The sequence below is a fragment of the Luteolibacter ambystomatis genome, from assembly GCF_018137965.1.
Lineage (GTDB): Bacteria > Verrucomicrobiota > Verrucomicrobiia > Verrucomicrobiales > Akkermansiaceae > Luteolibacter > Luteolibacter ambystomatis.
This window is the reverse complement of record NZ_CP073100.1, coordinates 401,183-425,694: the sequence shown is the minus strand read 5'-3', so window position 1 is coordinate 425,694 and position 24,512 is coordinate 401,183. Positions and strand designations below refer to the sequence as shown.

Here is a 24,512-nt window from a genome sequence, read left to right as displayed (position 1 = left end):
TTCCACTCCACGCCGAGATGGCTCAGGCTGCACGTGCATCCCGTTCGATCGCGCGCCGCAACTGCTCGCGACGGGAAAGGTAGCGCGCCTTCGTCTGATGAAAGTCCGCGGCAGACCGGTTGTCCCTCGTCAGGCAGCCCACTCCAACCGCAATACCTATCACCCCGAAGAGCCCGATCGCTCCAGCTCCGGGTAAAAACGCAACAAGTCCGGCAATAGCCCCGACCACGACCGCAGTCATTCCGAACGTGGTCCAATCCGCGGATGATGGTTCCACAAACGTTCCATCGGGCAAACGCGGCAGCACCGATTCTCGAAATCGGTCCCACTCTTTATCGAGGCGCGCCAGATCGTTCTGAAGTGTCAGCAACCGGACCTGCTGGGTGAGTTGCTCCGTCGTGTTCTGAAGCTGCTCCAACAACCGCGTATGGGTGGTCGACTCCCCATGGATGACCTCCAGGCTGGATCCGCAATGATTGCAAGTTACGTAGCGGGTATCCTCATCAACACTGAGAGGAGAGCCACATCCCTGGCAACAGACTTTGGAGATCCTGGGCATCGGATGAGCGGGAGACTGCCATTTTTACGATCAAACAGCTCTTCCAGAATCAAAGCGGGTTTGGAAGCGGAACCATCGCACTCACTGTGGCGGAGCAATCGGAGGCAGCGGCTGGGCATCCATGATGGTCCCCGGCTGAGGCATCCCTTGCTGCGGCTGCATCTGAGGCTGCTTGGCCTTTTTCTTTTCCGCCTCCTTGTCCGACTTTTCCTTCTCGGCATCCTTTCGCGCCTGTCGGCGGTCATACGCGTCAATCGGTGCGGTCACGATCTTCTCTCCCACGTTGTAAGTCCCCTCCACCACTGCACCGGCAATGGTGAAAGGAGCCTTCACGATGGCGCAGGAGCTCAGGCAACAGATGCTCGCGGCGAACAGGATGACCAGACGATGAAACATTTGCCCGAAGCTAGCGGGCCCCATCAAGGACGCGAGCCGATAGTGCCACCGTTTCGGTCAAACGCCACGTTCCCGCTCGATCAGCCGGACCACTTGTTCCCGGAGGCGCTCATATTCCGCCTGTTTGTTCTGGAAAGCGGAGGCTTTGGAGAGGCCGGTGGCCAGGTTGATGAATCCAAAACACGAAAATACGATACCAATCAGAGGGAACCAGCCCATCGTATGCCTACCCGCAAAAGTGGCAAACACGATACCACCGATGATCGGAGCCCCGCCTCCAATGACGGCTGCGAGGATCGAAGGTTTGTAAAGCCCGCCGTTCTGCCCGCGAATGAGCAGTGACTGGCGCGTCGATTCCCACTCCCGATCCAGCCGCTCGAGATCGTTCTGGAGTTCGATCACCTTCAGGTTTCCGACGATCTGATCCGTGGCACGCTCCAGCTTCTCAAGAACGCGAGTGTGGGTGGAGGTGACGTCACGCACCACCTCGAGTTTGGAATGGCAGTAGTTGCAGGTGAGAAAGCGGACCTCTTCACTGACTTCGAGGTCGGCACCGCATCCTTGGCAACAGAGTTTGATCACCTGGGGAACCATCGGCAGGATTCAAACAGATTCCGGGATGACCGGCACTTGGAATCGAAGAGGGATTTTTGAAGGATGGCTTCGATACGAAAAAGCCCCGCCGGTTTCCCGGCGGGGCTTCTTGCGGAGAGCACTTCAGTAGCGGTAGTGGTCCGGCTTGTACGGACCTTCCACCGGCACGCTGATGTAGTCGGCCTGGTCCTGGGTGAGGACGGTGAGCTTCGCACCCACCTTCGCGAGGTGGAGGCGGGCGACTTCCTCATCGAGCTGCTTCGAGAGCACCTTCACTTCACCGGCCTTGTTGGTGCCGCGGTTCTTCCAGAGGTCGATCTGGGCGAGCGTCTGGTTGGTGAAGCTGTTCGACATCACGAACGACGGGTGGCCGGTGGCGCAGCCGAGGTTCACGAGGCGGCCTTCGGCAAGCATGTAGATGCTGTTGCCGGTCGGGAAGGTGTACTTGTCCACCTGCGGCTTGATGTTCGTGCGGGCGATACCAGCGGCGTTGTTGAGCTTGTCGATCTGGATCTCGTTGTCGAAGTGGCCGATGTTGCAGACGATCGCCTGGTCCTTCATCTTCTCCATGTGCTCGAGGCGGATGATGTCCTTGTTGCCCGTGGTGGTGACGTAGATGTCACCCCAGCCGAGGGTGTCCTCGACGGTGAGCACGCGGAAGCCTTCCATCGCCGCCTGCAGCGCGCAGATCGGATCGACTTCGGTCACGACCACTTGGGCGCCTTGGCCGCGGAGAGCCTGGGCGCAGCCCTTGCCGACATCGCCGTAGCCGCAGACCACGCCGACCTTGCCGGAGATCATCACATCCGTAGCGCGCTTGATACCGTCTACGAGCGACTCGCGGCAGCCGTAGAGGTTGTCGAACTTCGACTTGGTCACGGAGTCGTTCACGTTGATCGCCGGAACAAGCAGCGTTCCGGCCTTCGCCATCTGATAGAGGCGGTGGACGCCGGTGGTGGTCTCCTCGGAAACACCCTTCCAGTCCTTCACGATGGTCGCGAAGATACCGGGCTGCTCGACCTTGATCTTCTTGAGAAGGTCCTTGATGACCTGCTCTTCATGAGAACCGGAAGCGGTGTTGATCCAGTCGGAACCGTTCTCCATCTCATAGCCCTTGTGGATGAGAAGGGTCGCGTCGCCACCGTCATCGACGATGAGTTCCGGACCAAGGCCCTGCGGATTGACGATGGCCTGCCACGTACACCACCAGTATTCCTCCAGCGTCTCGCCCTTCCAGGCGAAGACCGGGATACCGGCGGCGGCGATGGCGGCGGCGGCGTGGTCCTGGGTGGAGAAGATGTTGCACGAGACCCATCGTACTTCGGCACCGAGTTCGACGAGCGTCTCGATGAGCACGGCGGTCTGGATGGTCATGTGCAGCGAGCCCATGATGCGTACGCCCTGCAGCGGCTTCTCCGAGCCGTACTTGGCGCGGGTGGCCATGAGACCAGGCATCTCATGCTCGGCGATCTGGATTTCCTTGCGGCCGAAATCGGCAAGGGAGATGTCGGCAACTTTGTAGTCAGTGCTCACGGAAGCTTTGGAGGTGGGTGGTTCGAGAGTTTGCATATGAATGGAAACTTGGACCGCAGATTTCGCTGATTCCGCAGATTGAAGAGTGTTTAAATCTGCGGAATCAGCGAAATCTGCGGTCGATTCTTGAGTTACTTGACGGCCTTCTTCAGAGCCGCGGCCTTGTCGGTGCGCTCCCAGGTGAGGTCCTCGTCATCCTTGCCGAAGTGGCCGTAGTTGGTGGACTTCGAGTAGATCGGGCGGAGCAGCTTGAGTTGCTTGATGATGTCGGCGGGCTTGAAGGAGAACACCTTCAGGATGCCTTCGAGAATCGCAGCGTCGGGCTTGGTGCCGGTGCCGAAGGTATCGACATGCACGCTCACCGGGAGCGGGTGGCCGATGGCGTAGGCGAACTGGACCTCGCAGCGCTTGGCCAAACCGGCGGCAACGACGTTCTTGGCCACCCAGCGGCCCATGTAGGCGGCGGAGCGGTCGACCTTCGACGGGTCCTTGCCGGAGAAAGCACCACCACCGTGGCGGCCGGTGCCACCGTAGGTGTCCACGATGATCTTGCGGCCGGTGAGGCCGGAGTCACCCTGCGGGCCGCCGATCACGAAATTGCCGGTCGGGTTGATGAGGAACTCGGTGCCCTTGAGCAGGTTCTTCGGAAGGACCTTCTTGATGACCTTCTCGATGCAGAACTTCTCAATCTCTGCATGCTCCACACCAGCGGCGTGCTGGGTGGAGATCACCACGTTCACAATGCGGGTCGGCTTGCCATCGACATACTCGACGGACACCTGGGTCTTCGCATCCGGGCGCAGCCACTTCACCTTGCCGCTCTTGCGGATGGCGGTGAGCTCACGGCCGAGGCGATGCGCGAACATCACCGGCGCGGGCATGAGCTCGGGGGTCTCATCGCAAGCGTAGCCGAACATGATGCCCTGATCGCCGGCACCCTGCTCCGCGGTCTTCTTGCCCTTGGCCTTCTTCGCGTCCACGCCCTGGGCGATGTCCGGGGACTGGCCGGTGAGGTAGTTGTTGATGAAAACGGTGTCCGCGTGGAACACGTCGTCGCTGTTGGTGTAGCCGATGCCGCGGATGGCATTGCGGACGATGGTCTCGAAATCGAGCTTTGCGGTGGTGGTCAGCTCGCCGGCGATCACGACGACGTTGCTCTTCACCAGGGTTTCGCACGCCACGCGGCCCTTCGGGTCCTGCGCGAGGACTGCATCGAGGATCGCATCGGAGATCGTGTCCGCCACTTTGTCGGGATGGCCTTCGCCGACGGACTCGGAGGAGAAAATGTAGGTGCTCATGCGGGAATCGATTTTCGTATCGTCAAATCGTGATGCGTTGATGTAATCGCTGGGCACATGGCGTCAATGCTCAAATCCCTGAAGCTCCTGGCCGATCCCACCCGCCTGCGCATCCTGATGCTGCTGGAGCAGGAAGCGTTGTCCGTGGCGGAATTGCAGGAGATCCTCGGCATGGGCCAGAGCCGCATTTCCACCCAGCTTTCCCAGATGAAAACGGAGGGTTTGGTGGAGGACGAACGCAGCGGCAAAAACAACATCTACTCGTGCTCGGCCACGCCGGACCTGCTGGAAGTCGCCCGCCTCGCCGCCCAGGAAGTCCGGGAGGTGGAAAAGGACTCCTCCGCCCTGCGGCACCTCCTTTCCAAGCGCAAGGACGCTTCGCGTGCCTATTTCGATGAACTGGCCGGCCGCTTCGGACGCGACTACGTCCCAGGTCGTTCCTGGAAGGGCCTCGCCGAAGCCATGCTGCGGGTGCTGAACTACCGCGTGGTGGCCGATCTGGGTGCGGGCGAAGGCACGCTTTCTCAATTACTGGCCCGCCGTGCCGAAAAGGTGATCGCCGTGGACCTTTCGCCAAAGATGGTCGAATTCGGCCGCGAGCTGGCGGTGAAACATGGCCTCCCCAATCTCGAATACCGCCTCGGCGATATTGAGGAACCTCCCATCGAGAACGCCAGCGTGGACCTCGCCATCCTCAGCCAGGCCCTCCATCACGCGGAGCATCCGCAACGCGCGCTGGAAGCCGCTTTCCGGATATTGAAACCGAGTGGCCGCCTGATCGTCCTCGATCTGCTCCAGCATACCTTCGAGGAAGCCCGCGAACTCTATGCGGACCGCTGGCTCGGCTTTGCCGAAAGCGACCTCGCCACGATGCTGGAGAAAGCCGGGTTCTCCGGCGTGGAAACCACCGTGGCCGACCGCGAAGCCAGCGCGCCTGGATTCCAGACGCTGCTGGGAGTGGGCTGGCGCGAGTGAGGGCGAAGTTGCAAAGCCGGGGTCGCCATGCCAACCATCGGGGGTGATTCAAAAGCGATGGATAGGTTGCGGGCTGGCGCTGCTGACGATGGGATGCTCCCCGGTGAAGCCGCCGCCGTCCCCCACCCCGCAGACACAGGCAGCTTCCCAAAAAGTTCCGCCCCCTGCCGCCATACCGGCCGCCGCACAGATCGAGGCCCCGGTCGTGACCAATGTCCCGGTGGCATCCGGGCATCCGATCACTTCTCCCCGCCATATTTCGATCGAAGCCGCAGGCATCCTATTGGACGGTATTGCCTTCGATTCCCGTACTCACCGTCTCGAAGTCGCCGATCAACCAAGCGGCCCCGGCTCACAATGGGCGGACAGCCAATCCGCCGGACGGGCACGACACGGCATCGCCGCGATCAATGCCGGATTCTTCACTCCGGAAGGTGCGCCGCTCGGCCTCGTCGTCAGCGCTGGAACCGTCCGTGGTGGATGGAATGGCGCCTCCTCCCTCGGTTCCGCAGTCTGGTATGTGGATGGCGGTGGGCGGAGCGCGATCACTCGTCGCGAGAAACTTGGCAGTGCCTCGGCCCGCCGTATGAGCGAGTTGATCCAGGCAGGTCCTCTGCTTGTTGAAAACCGCAGCCCGGTGGGAGGTCTCGATAACATCAAGTCCAGCCCCCGCACGGTTCTTCTATGGGACGGGGGCACCCGTTGGATGATGGCCCGCAGCGGTGCATGCACCCTCCAGCAGATCTCCCAGGCTCTTGCCGGGGCCTCCCCCGCCGGTTGGCCGGTGGCGACCGCCTTGAACTTTGATGGCGGGCGCTCGGCCGAAATCTGGATTTCCGATCAAGTCACCGGTGGCGGCGCCTTCACCCGCCCGATCTGGAACAAACCGGTCCGCAATTTCCTGGTCCTCAAACCCGTCAGCCCATGATTCACCGCCTTGTCCTGTTTCTCTCCACCGCAGCCTTTGCCGCTGGCGGAGAGACCTTCCGCTTCGATGCCAAAACCGGTCCGGGCGGACGCGATGGCTCCTGCCATGGCTATCTCTTTGATGAGACCAAGGAAACCATCCGTGTGGTGGATCGCGAGAAGCCCGCGACCACCGAGGGGCAGACGTTGGGTGATGCCTTCGCCAGCATCGGAGCTTTCGCCGGATGCAGCGGCGGCGTCCCCACGCCGGATGGCAAGCCCGCCGGACTCATCGTCTCGGAACTCAAACAGATCTCCCCGGCCGAGACCGGCCCACAGGGCGGCGGAGCTCTGCTCTTGAGAAAAGGCCGCCTGTCGCTGGAAAACGCCGCCACGCTCAAACCCGGCGAAGGAGCCGCCATCGCCCAAGGCCTGCAATGCGGGCCGATGCTGGTCGAAGACGGCAAACCCGCCGCCGGATTGGACACTAGGTTCTTCGCCCGCCACTGCGTGATCGTTTCTTCGGGGAATGGCCAATGGGCGATCCTCTACGTGCCCAGTGCCACCATGGACGGACTGGCCCGCATGCTGGCGGACAAGGCCACGTTTCCCAAGTTCCAAGTCTCCCGTGCCCTCAGTCTTGGCAACGGCCTGTCGTCCGCGCTCTGGATCGCCCGAAGCGAGAGCGCCCTGCCGCTCTACCTCAAGGAAGTGAATCCGGTGCGGAGCGGAATCGCCATCCTGCCGAAGGTGAAATGACACCTCCGGGTGACGGTTCCGCTACAAAAGGCCGGAGTGGACAAGTCCCTGCGGCCTGATATGCATGTGCGCACGGAACAGGTCGTCCCGCCTTTACCGCCATGAACTTGCGAAGCCTTCCCATCTATGTGGCCCCCTTGTGCCTGTTGCTCGCGTCCTGCGGGACGATGACCAAACTGAAGGACAAGACCACGGCGGGACTCACCAAGGTTTCCCGATTCTCCGTCTCCGACCTGATGCCCGCTCGGATCGATGTCGTGGAAGTCCGCCAGAAGGATCTGAAGGAATTCCAGACCGGCCAGGAAAAGGCGCTCGCCTTTGAGAACACCCGCCGCCAGCGCGATACCGGCGGCTTCTGGGGCTTTTTCAGAGGCCCGGTCGATTTCAAGGAACCCACGCTCCCGAACAATGCCGGGATGATGGATGGCAGCCTGCTGCCACCACGGGCGAACTGAAAAAAGTCCGCCCCGGCTCGGGAACCAAGCCGGGGCGGATGCATTGCATGTTACCCAGAAAATCTCACGGCGTCTCCGTGATGATGGCGCGCATGAAGAGCTTCGGATTCAGCGCCGGATCGGAGCCGGGAACGTAGAACGTGCGATAGCTGTACCCCGGGGAAAGCGTCGGAAGACCGCCCGCTCCTGTTGTGGGCGTTTCACTGACCGGGATCTGGTTCCAGATGGAAAGATCCACGCTGGCCTGGACGGTGTAGGTCACGCCATCGCCCGATGCACTGCTTCCCCCCATGAAAGACGCGGTGGTGCGGACAGGAAACGTCAACGTCAGCACGTTCTCGGACCCCACGGTCGCCACCTTGGTGATGCGCTTGCCGACGCGGCCCCCGGACAAGGGGTCACCATCAAAGGCATACTCCGTGAAGTTGATCACGCCATCTCCATCCGGGTCCTGGCTCTTGCCGTTGTTCACTCCGGTCAGGCCCTTGCCCGCAGCCCACGTGTCGTAGCCGCCTCCCACGGGACCGGAGATCACGGTCAAGGTGCCGGTACCGGAAAAACGGCTGTCGATGTTCGCCGCACCGGAGCCGGTTCCACCCCACGTTCCGCTCGCCATTTGGACTCCGCCAATGAAGAGCTGCCCCACCGTCTCTGTCCCGGTGAAGGCCAGATCGAGCGTGGCTCCCGTGGCATCGATACCAACCGTGGATGAATCCGCGAGACTCGATGGTGAGGTCAGCGAAAGCGTGCCGGCATGGATGGTCGTGCCTCCCGTGTGCGTGCTGCTTCCGGTGAGCGTTTGTTTGAACGTGCCGTTCTTCACCAGAGCCAGCTTGTGTGCCGTGCCATCCGTGAGAATGCCGGTGAAGGATCGGTCCGTGGTGCCATTCAACGTCAGTACGGAATCCACTCCACCGTTGTTGGTGATGATGTTGAGGCCTGCGGTCTGAATACCGTTCAAATTCGCGAGCCCCGCCACAGTCTGGCTGAAGCCGTTCAAGTCCCACGTGTTGTCGGTGGTGAGCACGCCGCCGAAGCCCATCGACATCACCGATCCCGCGGGCACCGCGTTGTTCACTCCGTTCTTGAACGTGCCGCCGAAGGTGGACGTCGAGCCCGCCCAGGTATTTCCGGCCCCGCTCACGGTCACCACCCGCCCCGCCCCTGGACGGAAGACCATGCTGGAATTCGGTCCGCTGCCCGTGATGGTGCCGCTGACGGTGAGATCCGCACCATCCTGGGAACCGATCCGTGTGGCTGCGTTGGCGATGGTGATGTTGCCCGCGAAGGTGTTGTTGCCTGAAGAACTCTGAAGGGCCCCGCGGGAATTCGCGGTACCGGTCAGGGTGATGTTCTCACCGCTCACGGTGATGTTTCCGGACAACGCAAGGACTGCCCCGTCCGTGGTCACGGCATTGGTTCCACCCGCCGCGCCCATGGCCTGGGCATTCGCGATGGTCAGGGTACCGGACGCCACTGTAACCCCACCGGTGAAGGTATTCGCACCGGCCAAGGTCACCGCGCCTGTGGAGACGAGGCCTTGTGACCCGCCGGTCTCGGAAATCACACCGCCGAGGATTCCCGTGCCGGTGATGCCACCACCGCCGAGCACCACATGGTTGGCGAGGGTCAGGTTGCCGGGATCAAGTTGGCCACCATTGAGATTGATCGGAGCGGTACCAAAGGCCGACATGTTCCCGGCCGCCAGAATGCCCGCGGTGACGGTGGTGCCTCCGGTGTAGGTATTCGCGCCTGACAAGGTCAGGGTGCCCCCGCCCGATTTCATCACCGTGCCGCCATTGGACGTCAGCGCGGTGGCGTATATGATGGCCTGGCCATTGGTATCGATCCGATACTGCTGGCCGTCTGCATTGGAGAAGCGGCTCGAAAAATCGGTGGCGACTCCCGATCCATGCTGCAAGGTGCCGCCATTGAAAGAGATCACCCCGGACGTTCCGAGAGCTCCGGAGGAAAATGCCCCCAGTGTGCCGGAGTTGAGATTCGTGCCGCCGGTATAGGTATTGGCACCGTAGAGCGCGAGAACCCCGGCCCCGTTCTTAGCCAGCGTGCCGTTGGAAATACCGGTCCCGATGTCGAGACGTCCGCTGGTGACGGTGATGGTGCGGAGACCGCCGTTGAAATCGAGCGCTGCCTGGCTGGCCGTGCCCGTGATGCTGCCACCACCGGCCGAGGTGATGCCGCCGTCCGGACGGAGCGCCGCCGTGCCGGTGCCGATGGAGACGGTACCGCTGTTGTTCACCGCCAGCACATTCAGCGTGTTGGAGCCATTCGCGCCGATCTGGAACTGGGCGGACGCCCCATCCACCGTCACCGTGGCGGTGCTGGCGATGCGGTTGTTCTTCGAGCTATCGGTCGAAAGAACACCGGTTCCATTGACCAGCACGTTTCCGGCGATCGCCACCACACCATCCGGAGCAGTCACGGACAGATTACCGGCGGAAATGGTCGTCAAGCCGGTATAGGTATTGGGTGCCGCGCTGGCAAAGACCAGCGTGCCCGCACCGGACTTCGTTACCGGGACATTCCCGCCCCCGAGCGCGGAGGAAAGCGTGAGCGAATTACCGGTATCGCCACCGAAAAAGTAGCCACCCATACTAGGGATGATCGTTCCGGAAAAGGTCACCGCACCACTGGCGGAAAGTCCGAGCGAGTTGAAGCCGGTGAAATCGATCGCCTCCGAGGACGCGCTCTTCAGAGCGATATTCCCCGCGGATGAAGCCGCCACTCGTCCCGACGCCAGCCACCCCATCACCGTGGTCTGGGCACCAGTGGCCACCAGGCTTGCCCCGGCATTCACCGCAATAAGGGCGGTGGCGGGAACCGCACCGGAATCGAAAGCCAGATAGCCGCCATCGATCACCGTGCCGCCGGTGTAGGTGTTGGCCCCGGTGAGCGTTACCGAGCCGAAGCCCGACTTCGTCAATCCGGTCGCCCCGGAGACATCGGCGAGAACAGTGGAAACCGTCAAGACCGTGGAGATTCCACCGCCGAAGTGATAACCACTGCTGCCGGGAGTGATGGAACCGGAATAGGTCGCTGCCGCCGTGGACGAAAGGCCCAGGCTGTTGTAGCCGGTGAAGTCGATGTTCTCCGCCGAACTCGCCGTCAACGCGATGGCCCCGGTGGAGGTGGTCGCGATCTTGCCGGAAGAAATCCACCCCTGCACCGTGGTCTGTGCGCCGGAAGCCGTGAGCGATCCTGCGGCATTCAGGGTGATGATGCCGCTCGCCGGAACAGCGGAGGCATTGGCAAAAGTGAGGAATCCGCGGTTCACCGTGGTGCCCCCGGTGTAGGTGTTCGCACCGGAAAGCGTGAGGGTGGCGATACCGTTCTTGGTCAGGCCACCGGCTCCCGTGCCAGCGGTGATCGCCTTGGCGATCGTAATATCGAAACCATTGGTATCGATGGTGCCTCCGGCACTATTCACCACCAGGGTGGTGTTGGCCAGATTGTTGAAGAAACTGGAACTGGAAGCGCCTGCCTTCAGGGTTCCACCGGCGAAAGTCATGGTTGAGCTACCGGTGGCGTTCGTACGGATGAACCCGTTCACGGTGAAAATACCGCCGTTCAAAGTCAGGTTGCTGACAGACGAGGCCCCGGCGTTTCCGCCGTTGAGTTCGAAGTTCTTCACGCGCATCTCACCGCCGTTGAGCGTGACGTTGCAGGTGACCGAATTGCTTCCGCCGAAAAGGGTGATGAAATTCGCGCCTCCGGAACTGATGGTGTCCAAGAGGCCGCCGTTGATGATCAAGGTTCCGTTCTGGGCATTGCTCATCAGGGGACTGGCCGTCCCACCGATCTTCAATGTGCCGCTGTTTACGGTCAGGGCTCCATCTCCGAGCCCCGAGTTGCCGATCACCAGGCCACGACCGCTGGTACCGCCACCGGCGGCAGCCCCCCCGAAGGTGGTGGTGGCACTACCCGCACCATCCGCCACCGGGTCATAGACCGCAGGTTTGGTGGCATTGTAGATCTGGAGGCGGTCTGCGGTGAGGGTGGAGCCGTAGCTTGGCACACCTGCTGCTGACCAGTTTGTGGTCGTGGTCCAGAGACTGTCGGTGGTTCCATTCCACTGGTAGTCCGTAGCCCCGGCGTTAGCCGCCAGGCAAATAGCCAACAGACCGGGAAAACTCGATAAATATTTGGGTTTCATAGCAACTAGCGAAATGAACTGGCATCCGGAAATCCAGATGCCATCGGGGAAGTGTGCCGTCGTGCCGGGGTAACACATCTTTCTGAAAGAATTCCCCGCCTCTCGTCCGCCCTCGTCCGCAGCGAGCGGATTTTTCTCGCCCTCTCCCCCCCCCGCCACCTTCCCGCCGCTATGCTGAAGGCCGGAATCGTCGGACTCCCCAACGTCGGAAAATCGACTCTTTTCAATGCCGTGACCCGCTCCCGCAAGGCGGAGGCGGCGAACTACCCGTTCTGCACCATCGACCCGAACGTGGGCATCGTGGTGGTCCCGGATGCGCGCTTGGAAGTCCTCTCGAAGATCTCCGGCTCCCAGAAGCTCGTCCCCACCGCCATCGAGTTCGTGGATATCGCCGGTCTGGTGAAGGGCGCGTCCGAAGGTGCCGGCCTCGGCAACCAGTTCCTCGCCAACATCCGAGAAACCGACGCCATCGTCCAGGTGGTGCGCTGCTTCGAGAATGACGACATCATTCACGAACTCGGTTCCGTCGATCCGATCCGCGACATCGAGATCATCAATGCCGAGCTGATCCTGGCCGACATCGCCGCACTGGAAAAGCGCCGCTCTTCCCGCGAGAAGAAGGCCAAGGGCGGTGACAAGGAATCGAAGAAGGAAGTCGAACTGATCGACATCCTCCTGCCCCATCTCAACGACGGCAATCCGGCGCTAACTCTGAAGTTCGCCGAGGAGGACAAGCCGATCGTGAAGGACTTCTTCCTGCTTTCCTCCAAGAAGACCATCTACGCCTGCAACGTGGCCGAGGACGAACTGGGCGCCGCCCAGGCCGATCCGGACAGCCACCCGCTGGTCGCGAAGGTCCGCAAGTTCGCCGCCGAACACTCCGGTGCCGAGGCCGTCGTCATCTCCGCCCGCATCGAGGAAGAGCTCATCGACCTTGATCCCGCGGATGCCGCCGACTTCCTCAAGGACATGGGCGTCACCGACTCCGGCGTCTCCGCTCTGATCCGCGGAGTCTATCACCTCCTCGGCCTCCGCACCTACCTCACCACCGGCGTGCAGGAAACCCGCGCCTGGACCATCTACGAAGGCGACAAGGCTCCAGCCGCCGCTGGCGTCATTCACACCGACTTCGAGCGCGGCTTCATCGCTGCGGAAATCGTCCACTACGACGACCTCGTCGAACTCGGCTCCAAAACCGCCGCAAAGGAAAAGGGCAAGCTCCGCATCGAAGGGAAGGAATATGTCGTCAAGGATGGCGACGTGATCGAGTTCCGCTTCAACGTCAGCAAGTAAGCTGACTCTTTAAAGCCCGATGCTTTTTCGCGACGCCGCCCATGCGGCGTCGCTTTGTTTTCAGAAGGCTGTCTGCCGCGCGAGGTCCTTGCCGATCATCCCGCAGATGCCGACGAAAGTTTCCTCCACCAGTGTCAGGTTCCGCTTCACGCGGGTGAAAACCGACCAATCGCGGCGGACTCCCACCTCGCCCATCGGCACGGAAACCAGCCGACCGTCCGCGAGTTCCTTGCGAGCGACCCACGGGGCCACGATACCCACTCCGAGACCGATGCGGGTCATCTCCTTGATGGCTTCCATGTCTCCCAGCACCAGCGGCGCGCGCAGACGCACGCCCTGTTGCTCGAACCAGTTCTCCACCAACCGGTGGGTTTGCGTCGAGCGCGTGTAAACGATGAAGTGCATCGCCGCGAGTGAGTCGGGCGTGATCTTTCCACCATTCGCCCATGGATGCGCGGGGGAAACGATGAAGGTCATTTCATCGCTGAACAGGGGACGCCCATCCTCCAACTGCGTTTCGTTGCCGAGGCCCACGACGATATCGAGCGCGTGTTCTTCCAGACGCGTCATCAGCCAGGAGGTATCTCCTGCTTCGATTACCGGTTCGCAGCGCGGAAAGCAGTCCCGGAATTCCCGGAGCACCGTCGGCAGCAGGAAATGGCAAAGGCTGTGAGGTGCCCCCACACGGATGCGGGCCTGTCCCCAGCGCTTCAAGCCATCCAGTTCGCGCTCGGCATGTTCGAGTTCCGCCAGCGCGCGGCGGCAGCGGCGGATGAAAACTTCTCCCTCCTGTGTCGGAACGGTTTTTTTCCCCTGCCGGTCCAGAAGTCGGCATCCCAACTGCTCCTCCAGAGCACGCAACGAGTGGCTGATCGCGGACTGGGTCAGGCACAGACGTTTGGCAGCCAGCGTGAAGCTGCCTTCGTCGGCCACCGCCACGAATGCGCGCACTTGTCTTAGATCAGGGAGAAACTCACTCATGATTCCGGCTCATCAAATATTTCACTGAAACCAAGCACCGTTCATGCCAAAGCCGTGAACTTGGCATTCTTTCCGCTGACACGACGGCATGTTCGCAATTCCTCCTTCTTCCCGTCAGACGATCCGCCTCGGGTTCCTGCCATTGAATGATTGCGCACCGCTGGCGGTGGCGAAGGAAACCGGACTTTTCAGCCGCTATGGCGTGGATGTGGAACTGGTCCGCCTGCCCGGCTGGGCTACGGTGCGTGACATGCTGTTCTTCGGTGAACTCGATGCCGCGCAATCGATCGCCGGTCTCGCATTCTCCCTCACTCTCGGTATCGGACAACTCCGCCGCGATGTCTGCGTGCCTCTCGTGCTCAGCGCGCATGGCAATGCCATCACCCTTGCAAACCGGATCCCCGCCGAGATGGTCGGCCGCGGCGAGGGACTCGCGGGGTTCATCAATCACTACTGGAAGGAAAACCGTCCCTTCACCATGGCGGCCGCTCACCGCTACTCCTCCCACCACCTGCTGCTCCAATCGTGGCTGCGCCAGCACGGTGTCCAACCCGGACGCGATGTGGAATTGATCTTCCTGCCACCACCGCTGATGCCCGGCCATCTCGCCAGCGGCCATCTCGATGGCTATTGCGTGGGCGAGCCTTGGAATTCCGAAACCATCCTGTCCGGCGAGGGTTGGTGCGCGGCCACTTCGGCCCAAATCGCTTCCGGTCATCCGGAAAAAGTGCTGGTGGCGAGTGGTGAACTGGCTGGCGAGCGCCGCCAGGACTTGCTCGCGCTGACCGCCGCCCTGCTGCACGCCTGCCGCCTCTGCCAGACACCGAACTTCCGCGAGGAGTTGATCCGCATCCTCTCGCTGGACCGCTACACCGGTGCATCGGTGGCATCGCTGCGCAATAGCCTTGGTCCCGTTTTCGATACCGGACGCGGCACCATCGATGCCTCCATGTTCCATGTCTTCCACGGCTCGGACATCAACTGCCCGACACCGGACAAGGCCTCATGGTTCCTCGCCGGCATGCGCTCGGCGGATCTTCTTCCGGACAATACCACCGGCGGTTCGCTCACGCGGATCTACCGCCACGATCTCTACCGCGCGGCCAGCGAACTGCTGTTGCCCGCCTGATTCTACCATCGCCAGCACACCATGAATGGAATCGCTGGCCGCCATGATACGAACGCACCGCTGAATCCGGCGGATGGCATGCCAGGGGCATGTGCCATGCTCAATCACACGGAAGCCAACCCACGGGCATCCGTATGAAACTCAGCGATCTCAAATCCTCCGGCCACTGGCCCACGCTGCTCACCGCATTCCTCTACTTCGATTTCTCGTTCATGGTCTGGACGCTGCTCGGAGCGCTCGGCCCCCAGATCGCGGAAACGTTGAAACTGGATGCCGGCCAGAAGGGCATGATGGTTGCCGTGCCCATCCTTGGCGGCGCGATCCTCCGCCTGGCTCTCGGGCTGCTGGTGGACCGGATCGGCGCGAAAACCACCGGCATTCTCGCCCAGTTGTTCGTCATCGCGGCGCTCGCAGCCGGCTGGATCTTCGGACTACGGGACTTCCACGCCACTCTTGCCTTCGGATTCGCACTCGGTGTGGCGGGGGCATCCTTCGCCGTCGCACTGCCACAAGCGGGCCGCTGGTATCCACCGAACATGCAGGGCGTCGTCCTCGGTCTTGCGGGCGCGGGCAATGTAGGCGTGGTGCTGGACAGCCTGATCGCCCCGCGTCTCGCCGCCGCCTACGGATGGCAGGCGGTGTTCGGCTTCGCGCTCATTCCGGCATTCATCACCTTCGCCGTCTACGCGATCTTCTCGAAGGATGCGGACGTCACCATCGTGAAGAAGAAGCTCTCCGACTACGTTCGCCTGCTGAAGGAAAAGGACGCCCACTGGTTCTGCTTCTACTACACCGTATCGTTCGGTGGCTTCGTGGGCCTCGCCAGCTACTACGCGCTCTACTACCGCTCCGAGTTCGGACTGTCCCCCATCAAGGCCGGTGACTTCGCCGCAGCCTGCACCTTTGTCGGAGCCCTCGCCCGTCCGATCGGCGGTGCGATCTCCGACCGCATCGGAGGCATCCGCTCGATGCTCGTTCTCTACGCCACGGCCTGCGTGTTGCTGCTGGTCGCCGCGGGCGTACATTCGTTCTGGCTGAACACCGCGCTCTTCCTCGGCGTGAGCGCCGCGCTCGGCATGTGCAATGGATCGATCTTCCAGCTCCTGCCCCAGCGCTTTGCGAAGGACATGGGCATCATGACCGGCCTTGTGGGATGCGGGGGTGGACTCGGCGGTTTCTATCTCGCCAGCTCGCTGGGCATCGCCAAGCAATCCTTCGGTTCCTGCTCGCCGGGCTTCATCGCTTTCGCCGTGCTCTGCCTGGTGGCCGTATCCGGCCTTTCGCTGGTGAAGACCCGCTGGCGCACCACCTGGGGTGCCAGCGCGAACGCCCGCATCTGACTTTCCCGGTACCGCGCATCCACGATGAAGGTCCGTCACACGCTCTGCGCCCTGCCGCGCGATCCGGACGGACCTTCATCCGATGCGGTTTCATGGACCGCGTGGGATGACGGCTTCCTCGCGGTCCTTGCGGATGGCGCGGGCACCGGCGCGCCGGCCCGTGAGGCAGCCCAGCACGCGGTCTCACAAATCGCCACCCACTATCGTACCCACCCACTCGGATGGACACCGGGCAAGGCGCTGCGCGAAACCGTGCGGCTGGTGAACCGCACCCTCTGGAACGAATCGAACGCGCGGTTCGAGCGCGCCGAGATGATCTCCACGCTGGTCGTTGCTCTCTACGATGAAGGCACGCTGCACGTGCTCGGCATCGGGGATTCGCGCATCTATCTGCTGCGGCAGGGACAACTCGATCAACTGACCAGCGATGACATCGATGCGTTGCTTCCTCTCAAATTGACGAAAGCACTCGGCGCGGAAGAAGCCCTCGATGTCTTCACCTCCCGCCATGCCATCGAGCCGGATGATGTCATCTTCCTGTGCTCGGATGGCGTTCACCATCATCTCACGGCGACCGAACTGCACGCGAAACTGGCTGCCGGCTCCGCCGCCCGTGCGATTGCCACGGATGCCCGTGATGCGTCTCCCGCGGAATCCCGCGACGACTGCGCGGCGATCCGGATCGACGTCATCTCCCTCGGCTGGACGGCAAAGCGCCACGAGGGCCAGCTCCCCGTTCCCACCAAACTGATCACCAGCCAGAAGATCGACGGTTGGACATTGGTCCGTTCGTTCGGAGCCAACGACCGTTGCTGGCTCGCGGAACGCGAAGGTTGCCGCCAAGTGATGAAATTCGCGCCCACCGAGGCCGAGCGGGATCCGGTGATCGCACAGGGCTTTCTCAAGGAAACGTGGAACGCCATCCGCTTTTCGGAGGATCCGGCGTTTGTCAAAGCATGGGAAAATCCCCAACGCACCTCTCTCTATTACAATATGGAGTTCGTGGACGCACCCGGCCTTCATGGTTGGCTGCGCCAACGCCATCTGCAGGTCGATGAGACGGTGAAACTCGGCACTTTCCTTGTGAATGCCTGCATGCATCTCCTACGGCACGATCTCGTCCATGGCGACATCAAGCCGGAGAACATCCTCGTCGGCACCGCCTACGACTCCCTTTTCTTCAAGCTCGTGGATCTCGGTTCCTGCTGCGAAGTCTTCTCCCATCACTCGCGGGCGGGCACAGCGAGCTATCTCGCGCCGGAACGCTTCAAAAACGCGCCCGTCAGCGAGCGCAGTGAACTTTTCTCCATCGGCGTCACACTCTATCAGGCGCTGACCGGGCATCTGCCCTTTGGCGAAATCGAGCGTTTCCAAACTCCTGCCTTCAGGGATCCGAAGCCGCCGGTAAAACTGAATCCCCTGGTGCCGCCTTGGCTGGAGGCTGTGGTGCTGCGCGCCTGCGCCATCCAGCCGGAACGCCGTTATCAGCATTTCAGCGAGTTGCTGCACGATCTGGCGAATCCGCACAAGGTCCGCCCCTGGCACGCGGAACACACGCCGTTCATCGAGCGGAATCCGGTGCTGTTCTGGAAACTGGCGGCGCTGTTGTTTGCCGCCACCTCGCTGGCGCTCGCGCTGCTTCTGGCCGGTCGCTGAAAGGGCGCGCGCGGAGCCGTGCGAACGTCACCTGGAGCGGCGAGATTGTCCCCACCGCGGTCGATTATGCCACTACCACGCATTGGGAGGGCGCGGGAAGATGTGGACCCTGCCTTCTTCTCGTTCGCTCCGGCCCGCCTTCCAGCGCTGCCGGAAACAACGGGGAGATCCCATATCCCCTGTTTCGTCTCATTCACCATGAATCTTAAAAATTGGAAATCCTTCCATCTTGCGGCTCTCACCCTCGCATGCCTCGCCTTCGGAGGCCATGCCACGGCGGCGGACGTCCTCAACGGCGGTTTCGACACCGCCACCGGCAACCTCGCGGACAACTGGAACAGCCTCGGCGGCTCGGTGCGCGGCGGCAGCCAAGGCGGCTACGGCTGGACCACCTCCTACTTCGGAGGCACCTACCCCACCAACAGCACCTTCTGCACCACCATGGCCGGGCCGGTGCGCCAGGACCTGACCGGCCCTGATTCCACTTTCGTGGCAGGCACCACCTATACCATCCAGGCCGCGCTCTTCAGTGCCAGCAACTACACTTCCTCGAATACCGCCAAGATCATGTGGAGCCTGGCCCTGACGGCGGATGGCACCGCAGTCGCACGCGACCAATGGTTCTCGGATGAATTCACCAGCCAGACGATCGCCAATGGCGGCAACATCCCCAACGATCACATCCTCCAGGTGACATCCACCAGCACCGGTCTCAAGATGGTGACCATCGCCTACACCGCCACGGCAGCGGACGCGGGAAAGGTCATCGGAGTGCAACTGGGAGGAGACACTTCTGTGAAATACACGCTCGGTTCGGGAGCTCCCGTGCCGGACGACTACTTCGGCATGATGGACAGCATCACGGTTTCCGCGAGCAACAACGCTATCCTGACCCAGTTCTCCAGTGACAAAACCGTGATCGACAACTCGCCGGTCACCCTTTCCTGGACGGTCGCCAATCCCGGCTCCATGGCATCCCTCTCCCTCAGCGATGGATCCGGCAGCGTGGATGTGATTCCCAATACCAATCCCACCACCGGTGTGGGGTCGATCACCTTCTCCCCGGCGGCAACGACCACCTACACCCTCACGCTCAACGGCACCTCCAGCCTTCAATGCACCGTTTCCGGTGGCACCATCGGCAGCTTCACCTCCGGCCGCGGCCTCAGTCTCATCAAGGATGGCAACCAGGTGGTGCTCAGTTGGCAGGTGCAGCCCACCTCGCCCGCGTCCCTGACTCTCTCCGATGGCTCCTCCACCTATGATGTCACCTCGATGACCAATCCCACGACGGGCGCGGGAACAGGCTCCTTCACCGTTCCGGCGACTTCCACCATCTTCACTCTGAATCTGAACTACGGCAGCGGCACGAAATCCCTCCGTGTGCTGCGGGAGGCGGCGAACACCGGAGCCTTCACAATCAACAAGGTGAAGTATGCCGTCGGCGAAACCACCACGGCCACCTGGTCAGGTGTCACCGGAAATCCTGATTCGTGGGTTGGCATCTACGCCGCAACCGCCCAGATCCAGGCGCAGTATTCGACCCAGTGGAATTACTTGAATGGAACGAAAACCACTGGCGGAAACGTTACATCCGGCTCCATGGGTTTCACCCTTCCCGAGGGCGACTACTACGCCGTCCTGCTTCTGGATGGAGGATACACCGTCGAGAAAGGCCCCATCTTCTTCCGCGTGACCAATCCCGCGAACGAAGTACCCGAGATCCTCAAGGTGGTTTCCTCAAGTCTTACCGGGGGAAATTTCAACCTCACCTGGGAATCCAAAGCCGGCTACATCTACCGGATCTATACCTCCCCCACACTCGCTGGAAATCCGGAGCAGGATTGGGAATTGCTGGAAAATGCCTGGCCATCCCAAGGCGATGGCACCACGAGCTACGCGGACGAACTGCCGGTTCCCGCTCCTGAGAGGCGCTTCTACAAGATCTTCGGCACCGCACCGTAAAGGTCCGACACGTCGGGCACACGTCCATCTTCCATGGCGCGGGATCATCGATCCCGCGCCGTTTTGCGTATTTTGACAGGGTTTGTGCTCCGGGGAACTCCCGGGCTTCGACAACTTCAAGAAAGATGCCGGAATTTATCATGACGCGGATCGTTACCAGCGGATCAAATACATGAGCTTGCCTCATTCTACCCAGACAGCCAAAACGCAACTCTTTAAAAACCAACAGTCATCCATCAGCCCGATTTCCCATGAACTCGGCATGAACCCATCTCAATCGCCGGATGAAGTGGCGAACCCGTGGATGACGCCGTCGCAGGCCCCGCTGGCACGCACGACGCTGGTCAAGGTCCATCCTCCTTGGATCGACCACCATGAAAACCGACCTGCCTCTCTCCCGCCGGGGTTTCCTGAGCACCTCCACCAAAGCCACCGCACTCGGCCTGCTCGCCGCCGGACTACCCGCCCGCTGGGCCGGCGCGCAAACGGCTTCCGACGCACCGGAAACTCCACACATCAATTTCGGCATCATCGCGCTGACGGATTGTTCACCCATCGTCGTCGCGCATGAAAAAGGGCTCTTCAAGAAGTACGGCATCGAGTCCACGGTGACCAAGGGCGCGAGCTGGGCCGCGATCCGCGACTCGCTTTCCAATGGCGATATCCAGGCGACGCACATGCTTATCGGCATGCCCATCGCCTCCACCATGGGCCTCGGCGGCGCGCCAAAGAAGCCGATGGTCGTACCATGGATTCTCAACCGCAACGGCCAGGCCATCACCCTGGCAAACAGCCTGAAGGGCAAGGTCGCCGCCGATCCGAAAGCGCTCAAGCCGCTGGTGGATGCCGCGAAGGCCGGTGGCAACCCGATGACCTTCGCGATGACCTTCCCACCGGGCACTCATGCCATGTGGATCCGCTACTGGCTCGCGGCCGGTGGCATCAATCCCGGCGATGCCGCGGGTGCCGGTGCGGACGTTTCCCTCATCACCATTCCTCCGCCACAGATGGTGGCGAACATGAAGGTCGGCAAGATGGATGGCTTCTGTGTGGGCGAACCATGGAACGCCAAGTGCATCGTGGACGACATCGGTTTCACCGCCACCACCACCCAGGCGATCTGGAAGGATCATCCGGAAAAAGTCTGCGCCTTCACCGAGGAATTCGCCGCCAAAAATCCGAAGACCGTCAAAGCAGTGCTCAAGGCGCTGCACGAAGCCAGCGTGTGGATGGATGAGATGAAGAACCGCGAGGAGCTCGCGAAGATCGTCAGCGCGCCCACCTACATCAACTGCCCGCCGGAATCCATCCTCGGCCGGCTCCAGGGCAAATATGACATGGGCGACGGCCGCAAGGTCCGCGATCCGGACTACATGGTCTTCAGCGAGCGCAACTGCAACTACCCACAGCCGAAGTATGCCAAGTGGTGGCTCACCCAGCTCCGCCGCTGGGGCTTCACCGACGGCGCGCCGGATTACGAAGGCGTGGCGAAGCAGGTCATGCGCAATGACATTTACGAAGAGACGATGAAGGAGCTGGGCGTCAGCCACGGCGGCCTCAGCAACTCTCCCGAGAAGTTCTTCGACGGTTCCACCTTCGATCCTGCAGCCGATCTCGAAGCCTACGCCGCATCCTTCGCCATCAAGACTCCCAAGGGTTGATATCCGGTCGGAAACCAGCCCCGCGGCGTGCGGATCGCCGCGGGGCCACATCCCCAGCTCGTCATGAATCTCATCTCCAAACTCAAGCTCGACTCCTTTCTTCTGCCACTGGTCGCACTCGCCGTTTGCATCGGCATCTGGGCATTGGTCGCGGGCAAATCGAACACCATCACCAAGACCGATGACTGGGGGGACACGGTGACTGTCACCACCCGCGAAGGTATCTCGAAGGATCTGCCCTCTCCCGTTGAAACCTGGACTGCCAGCAAACCCTACATCACCCAGCCGGTGGCGAAGCGGGGCGAGCTCGATCAGGGCATTCTGCGTTTCACCTGGCTCTCACTGAAGCTGGTCGCACAGGGCTATCTCCTTGCTCTGCTCGTAGCGACGCCCATCGGCTTCCTGCTCGGACTCTCGAAGAACTTCACCAAGGCCTTCGATCCGCTCATTCAGATCCTGCGTCCCGTCTCACCACTCGCATGGCTGCCACTCGGCATGGTGATTTTCAGCGGACTCAAGATCATGGGTCCGGATGGGCGCGTCTCTTTCGGCACCTCCGATGCCGCCGCCTTGTTCACCATCGCCGTCTGCTCGATGTGGCCCACGGTGCTCAATACCGCGGTGGGCGTGCGCGCCGTGCCACAGGACTATCTCAATGTGGCGAAGGTTTTGAAACTGTCCCGCACCAAGACCCTTTTCAAAATCCTGATTCCCTCCGCCCTACCCTACATGTTCACCGGCTTCCGGCTCTCGCTGGGCATCGCCTGGCTGGTGATCGTAGCGGTGGAGATGCTCATCGGAAAGCCGGGGGTCGGTGGCTTCCTGTGGCAGCAGTACAACGCCAACAGCTTCGCCCACATCATTCTCTGCATCCTCACCATCGGCGTGGTCGGTTACGTCCTCGACCGCCTGATGAGCCTTGTCGAAGGACGCTTCCGTACTGCCTGAAATCATGACACCGCTCATCGAACTCCACGGCGTGACGAAAGGCTATTCACGCAACGTCGTGCTGAAGGACGTGAATCTCACGGTCAACGAAGGCGACTTCGTCTCGATCATCGGCTACTCCGGCACCGGCAAGACCACCTTGATCTCGTTGCTCGCGGGGCTCGCCAAGTCCGACGCCGGAAACGTACTCATGGAAGGCCAGCCGATCCGTGGAGCGAGCCCGGAACGCGGCATCGTCTTTCAGAATTACTCGCTGCTGCCATGGCTCACCGTGGAGCAGAATATCCGCCTCGCGGTGGATCAGGTTTTTCCGAATCTCACTTCTGCGGAACGAGCGGAGCACACGGCCAGCTACATCGCCATGGTGAAGCTGGCCCACGCCGCGAACAAATATCCCAAGGAACTCTCCGGCGGCATGCGCCAGCGCGTCTCGGTGGCACGCGCTCTCGCGATGAAGCCGCGCGTGCTGCTGCTGGACGAGCCGCTCTCAGCACTCGATGCGCTCACGCGCGCCACGCTTCAGGACGAGATCAGCGACATCTGGCAGCAACAGCGCACCACCGTGATCTGGGTCACCAATGATCCGGACGAGGCCATCCTGCTCGCGGACCGGGTCATTCCCCTGCTGCCCGGCAAGGATGGCGCGACCTTGGGCGAGCCTCTCGCCGTACCGCTTGCACGTCCTCGTGACCGCAGGGAGATCGTACACGAAAGCGCATTCAAGAAGCTGCGCCACGAACTCATCCAGACCCTCTCCGCGGCCAAGCGCGGACTCGAGGATGCCTCGGTCACCCGCAAGCTGGCCGTGCCGGACATCCTCCCGGAAGACCTGTCAGTAAAACGGATCTTCGGTGCCCGCCCGGTCGCCCGGCGTCGCTCCCAGCTCCAGAAGGAAGAAGTCAAAGTCCACGTGTCATGAGCGAAAAAGCCCCCGCCCTCGAACTGTTCCGCCTGAACAAGACCTACCCGTCGCCCGCCGGGCCGGCGGTGATCGTGAAGGATTTTTCGATCAACCTGAAACGTGGCGAGTTCGCCACCCTCATCGGCCACTCCGGATGCGGAAAATCCACCGTCCTTTCCATGGTCGCCGGTCTCACCAGCATCACCGATGGTGGCATGATTCTTGATGGCCGTGAGACCACCGGGGCCGGCCCGGACCGCGGCATCGTGTTCCAATCGCCCTGCCTGCTGCCGTGGATGTCCGCCTTCGACAATGTGATGCTGGGCGTGAATCAGGTTTACTTCACTGCCACCAAGGCCGAGCGCCGCGAGCTGGCGGAATACTACCTGTCCGTCGTCGGCTTGGGTGATGCCATGGACAAGTATCCGGCGGAACTCTCCCAAGGAATGCGCCAGCGCGTAGGCATCGCCCGCGCCTTCGCCCTCCAGCCGAAGATGCTGCTGCTCGACGAGCCGTTTGGCATGCTCGACGCCCTGACCAAAATCGAACTCCAGCAGGTTCTTCTGGACCTCTGGCGGCGCAACCGCCTGACCACCCTGATGGTCACGCATGACGTGGATGAGGCGATTTTCTTGTCCGACCGCGTCATCATGATGACAAACGGCCCCGAAGCGACTCTCGGAGAGATCCTGGAGATTGATTTCCCCCGACCCCGCCAACGCGAAATGGTCATCAACGATCCGCTGTTCCACGCCTACCGCGAACATCTCGTCTCCTACCTCACCGAACGCGCCCATCTCCGTACGGAACCAAAGACTTACAACAAGTCCAACCTACTCACCTTTTCCGGAGAACCGGTCGCGGATGCCCATGGTTCCAGCTCCGCCACCGCCGCAGCCTGACGCCCGGAAGCCGCGGCGGTGACCCCTCCGGGCGGCATGAAGCGGGGTTCATGAGCGCGCATGACCACATCTCATGTCCCGGATGAC

General features: G+C 61.7%; 20 protein-coding genes. 13 read left to right on the top strand and 7 right to left on the bottom strand.

Annotation, left to right across the window (positions count from 1 at the left end; genetic code table 11):
* Positions 1–22: 22 nt before the first annotated feature.
* From KBB96_RS01690 to metK, 5 genes are all read right to left on the bottom strand, one after another.
* Positions 23–418, bottom strand: coding sequence for a hypothetical protein (locus tag KBB96_RS01690; protein ID WP_211631757.1), 396 nt, complete (start codon positions 416–418; stop codon positions 23–25).
* Positions 419–640: 222 nt separating this feature from the next.
* Complete coding sequence (locus KBB96_RS01685) at positions 641–955, bottom strand: hypothetical protein (protein WP_211631756.1); 315 nt, start codon at positions 953–955, stop codon at positions 641–643.
* Positions 956–1,012: 57 nt separating this feature from the next.
* Complete coding sequence (locus tag KBB96_RS01680) at positions 1,013–1,549, bottom strand: hypothetical protein (protein ID WP_211631755.1); 537 nt, start codon at positions 1,547–1,549, stop codon at positions 1,013–1,015.
* Between the two features lie 123 nt (positions 1,550–1,672).
* Positions 1,673–3,118 (bottom strand): adenosylhomocysteinase, encoded by a 1,446-nt coding sequence (ahcY, locus tag KBB96_RS01675; RefSeq protein WP_211631754.1) that lies wholly within the window; start codon positions 3,116–3,118, stop codon positions 1,673–1,675.
* 95 nt (positions 3,119–3,213) lie between these two features.
* Positions 3,214–4,380, bottom strand: a complete 1,167-nt coding sequence (gene metK, locus KBB96_RS01670) for a methionine adenosyltransferase (RefSeq protein ID WP_211631753.1) — start codon at positions 4,378–4,380, stop codon at positions 3,214–3,216.
* A gap of 57 nt (positions 4,381–4,437) precedes the next feature.
* Here metK and KBB96_RS01665 point away from each other — a divergent pair, with 57 nt between their 5' ends.
* The 4 genes from KBB96_RS01665 to KBB96_RS01650 all read left to right on the top strand — a co-directional run bounded on the left by KBB96_RS01665 (position 4,438) and on the right by KBB96_RS01650 (position 7,475).
* Complete coding sequence (locus KBB96_RS01665; RefSeq protein ID WP_211631752.1) at positions 4,438–5,355, top strand: ArsR/SmtB family transcription factor; 918 nt, start codon at positions 4,438–4,440, stop codon at positions 5,353–5,355.
* Positions 5,356–5,398: 43 nt separating this feature from the next.
* The gene (locus KBB96_RS01660; RefSeq protein ID WP_211631751.1) at positions 5,399–6,283 is read left to right on the top strand and encodes a phosphodiester glycosidase family protein; all 885 of its coding nucleotides are present in this window, start codon (positions 5,399–5,401) and stop codon (positions 6,281–6,283) included.
* Positions 6,280–7,020, top strand: coding sequence for a hypothetical protein (locus tag KBB96_RS01655; RefSeq protein ID WP_211631750.1), 741 nt, complete (start codon positions 6,280–6,282; stop codon positions 7,018–7,020). Before KBB96_RS01660 ends, KBB96_RS01655 begins: the two co-directional genes overlap by 4 nt.
* A 101-nt stretch (positions 7,021–7,121) precedes the next feature.
* Complete coding sequence (locus KBB96_RS01650) at positions 7,122–7,475, top strand: hypothetical protein (RefSeq protein ID WP_211631749.1); 354 nt, start codon at positions 7,122–7,124, stop codon at positions 7,473–7,475.
* 64 nt (positions 7,476–7,539) lie between these two features.
* Here the strand turns inward: KBB96_RS01650 and KBB96_RS01645 are convergent, their stop codons facing one another.
* A complete protein-coding gene (locus KBB96_RS01645) occupies positions 7,540–11,613 on the bottom strand; it encodes a beta strand repeat-containing protein (RefSeq protein WP_211631748.1) in 4,074 nt (1,357 codons plus the stop codon).
* Between the two features lie 207 nt (positions 11,614–11,820).
* Here KBB96_RS01645 and ychF point away from each other — a divergent pair, with 207 nt between their 5' ends.
* Positions 11,821–12,942, top strand: coding sequence for a redox-regulated ATPase YchF (ychF, locus tag KBB96_RS01640; RefSeq protein ID WP_211631747.1), 1,122 nt, complete (start codon positions 11,821–11,823; stop codon positions 12,940–12,942).
* A 60-nt stretch (positions 12,943–13,002) separates the two neighbouring features.
* Here ychF and KBB96_RS01635 read toward each other — a convergent pair whose 3' ends face one another.
* Complete coding sequence (locus tag KBB96_RS01635) at positions 13,003–13,923, bottom strand: LysR family transcriptional regulator (RefSeq protein ID WP_211631746.1); 921 nt, start codon at positions 13,921–13,923, stop codon at positions 13,003–13,005.
* A gap of 88 nt (positions 13,924–14,011) precedes the next feature.
* Between KBB96_RS01635 and KBB96_RS01630 the strand changes: the two genes are divergently transcribed.
* The 8 genes from KBB96_RS01630 (at position 14,012) to KBB96_RS01595 (ending at position 24,425) form a co-directional block, all read left to right on the top strand.
* Positions 14,012–15,052, top strand: a complete 1,041-nt coding sequence (locus KBB96_RS01630; protein WP_211631745.1) for a CmpA/NrtA family ABC transporter substrate-binding protein — start codon at positions 14,012–14,014, stop codon at positions 15,050–15,052.
* A gap of 134 nt (positions 15,053–15,186) precedes the next feature.
* Entirely contained in the window at positions 15,187–16,392 is a 1,206-nt protein-coding gene (locus tag KBB96_RS01625; protein ID WP_211631744.1) for an MFS transporter, read from the top strand.
* Positions 16,393–16,416: 24 nt separating this feature from the next.
* Positions 16,417–18,048 (top strand): bifunctional protein-serine/threonine kinase/phosphatase, encoded by a 1,632-nt coding sequence (locus tag KBB96_RS01620; RefSeq protein ID WP_211631743.1) that lies wholly within the window; start codon positions 16,417–16,419, stop codon positions 18,046–18,048.
* 198 nt (positions 18,049–18,246) lie between these two features.
* Positions 18,247–20,013 (top strand): hypothetical protein, encoded by a 1,767-nt coding sequence (locus tag KBB96_RS01615; protein WP_211631742.1) that lies wholly within the window; start codon positions 18,247–18,249, stop codon positions 20,011–20,013.
* Between the two features lie 374 nt (positions 20,014–20,387).
* Entirely contained in the window at positions 20,388–21,674 is a 1,287-nt protein-coding gene (locus tag KBB96_RS01610) for a CmpA/NrtA family ABC transporter substrate-binding protein (RefSeq protein WP_211631741.1), read from the top strand.
* Between the two features lie 63 nt (positions 21,675–21,737).
* Positions 21,738–22,622 (top strand): ABC transporter permease, encoded by an 885-nt coding sequence (locus KBB96_RS01605; protein WP_211631740.1) that lies wholly within the window; start codon positions 21,738–21,740, stop codon positions 22,620–22,622.
* A gap of 4 nt (positions 22,623–22,626) precedes the next feature.
* On the top strand, positions 22,627–23,541 hold the full coding sequence (locus tag KBB96_RS01600) for an ABC transporter ATP-binding protein (protein ID WP_226373618.1): 915 nt from the start codon (positions 22,627–22,629) through the stop codon (positions 23,539–23,541).
* Positions 23,538–24,425 (top strand): ABC transporter ATP-binding protein, encoded by an 888-nt coding sequence (locus tag KBB96_RS01595; RefSeq protein WP_211631739.1) that lies wholly within the window; start codon positions 23,538–23,540, stop codon positions 24,423–24,425. Before KBB96_RS01600 ends, KBB96_RS01595 begins: the two co-directional genes overlap by 4 nt.
* Positions 24,426–24,512: the final 87 nt, after the last annotated feature.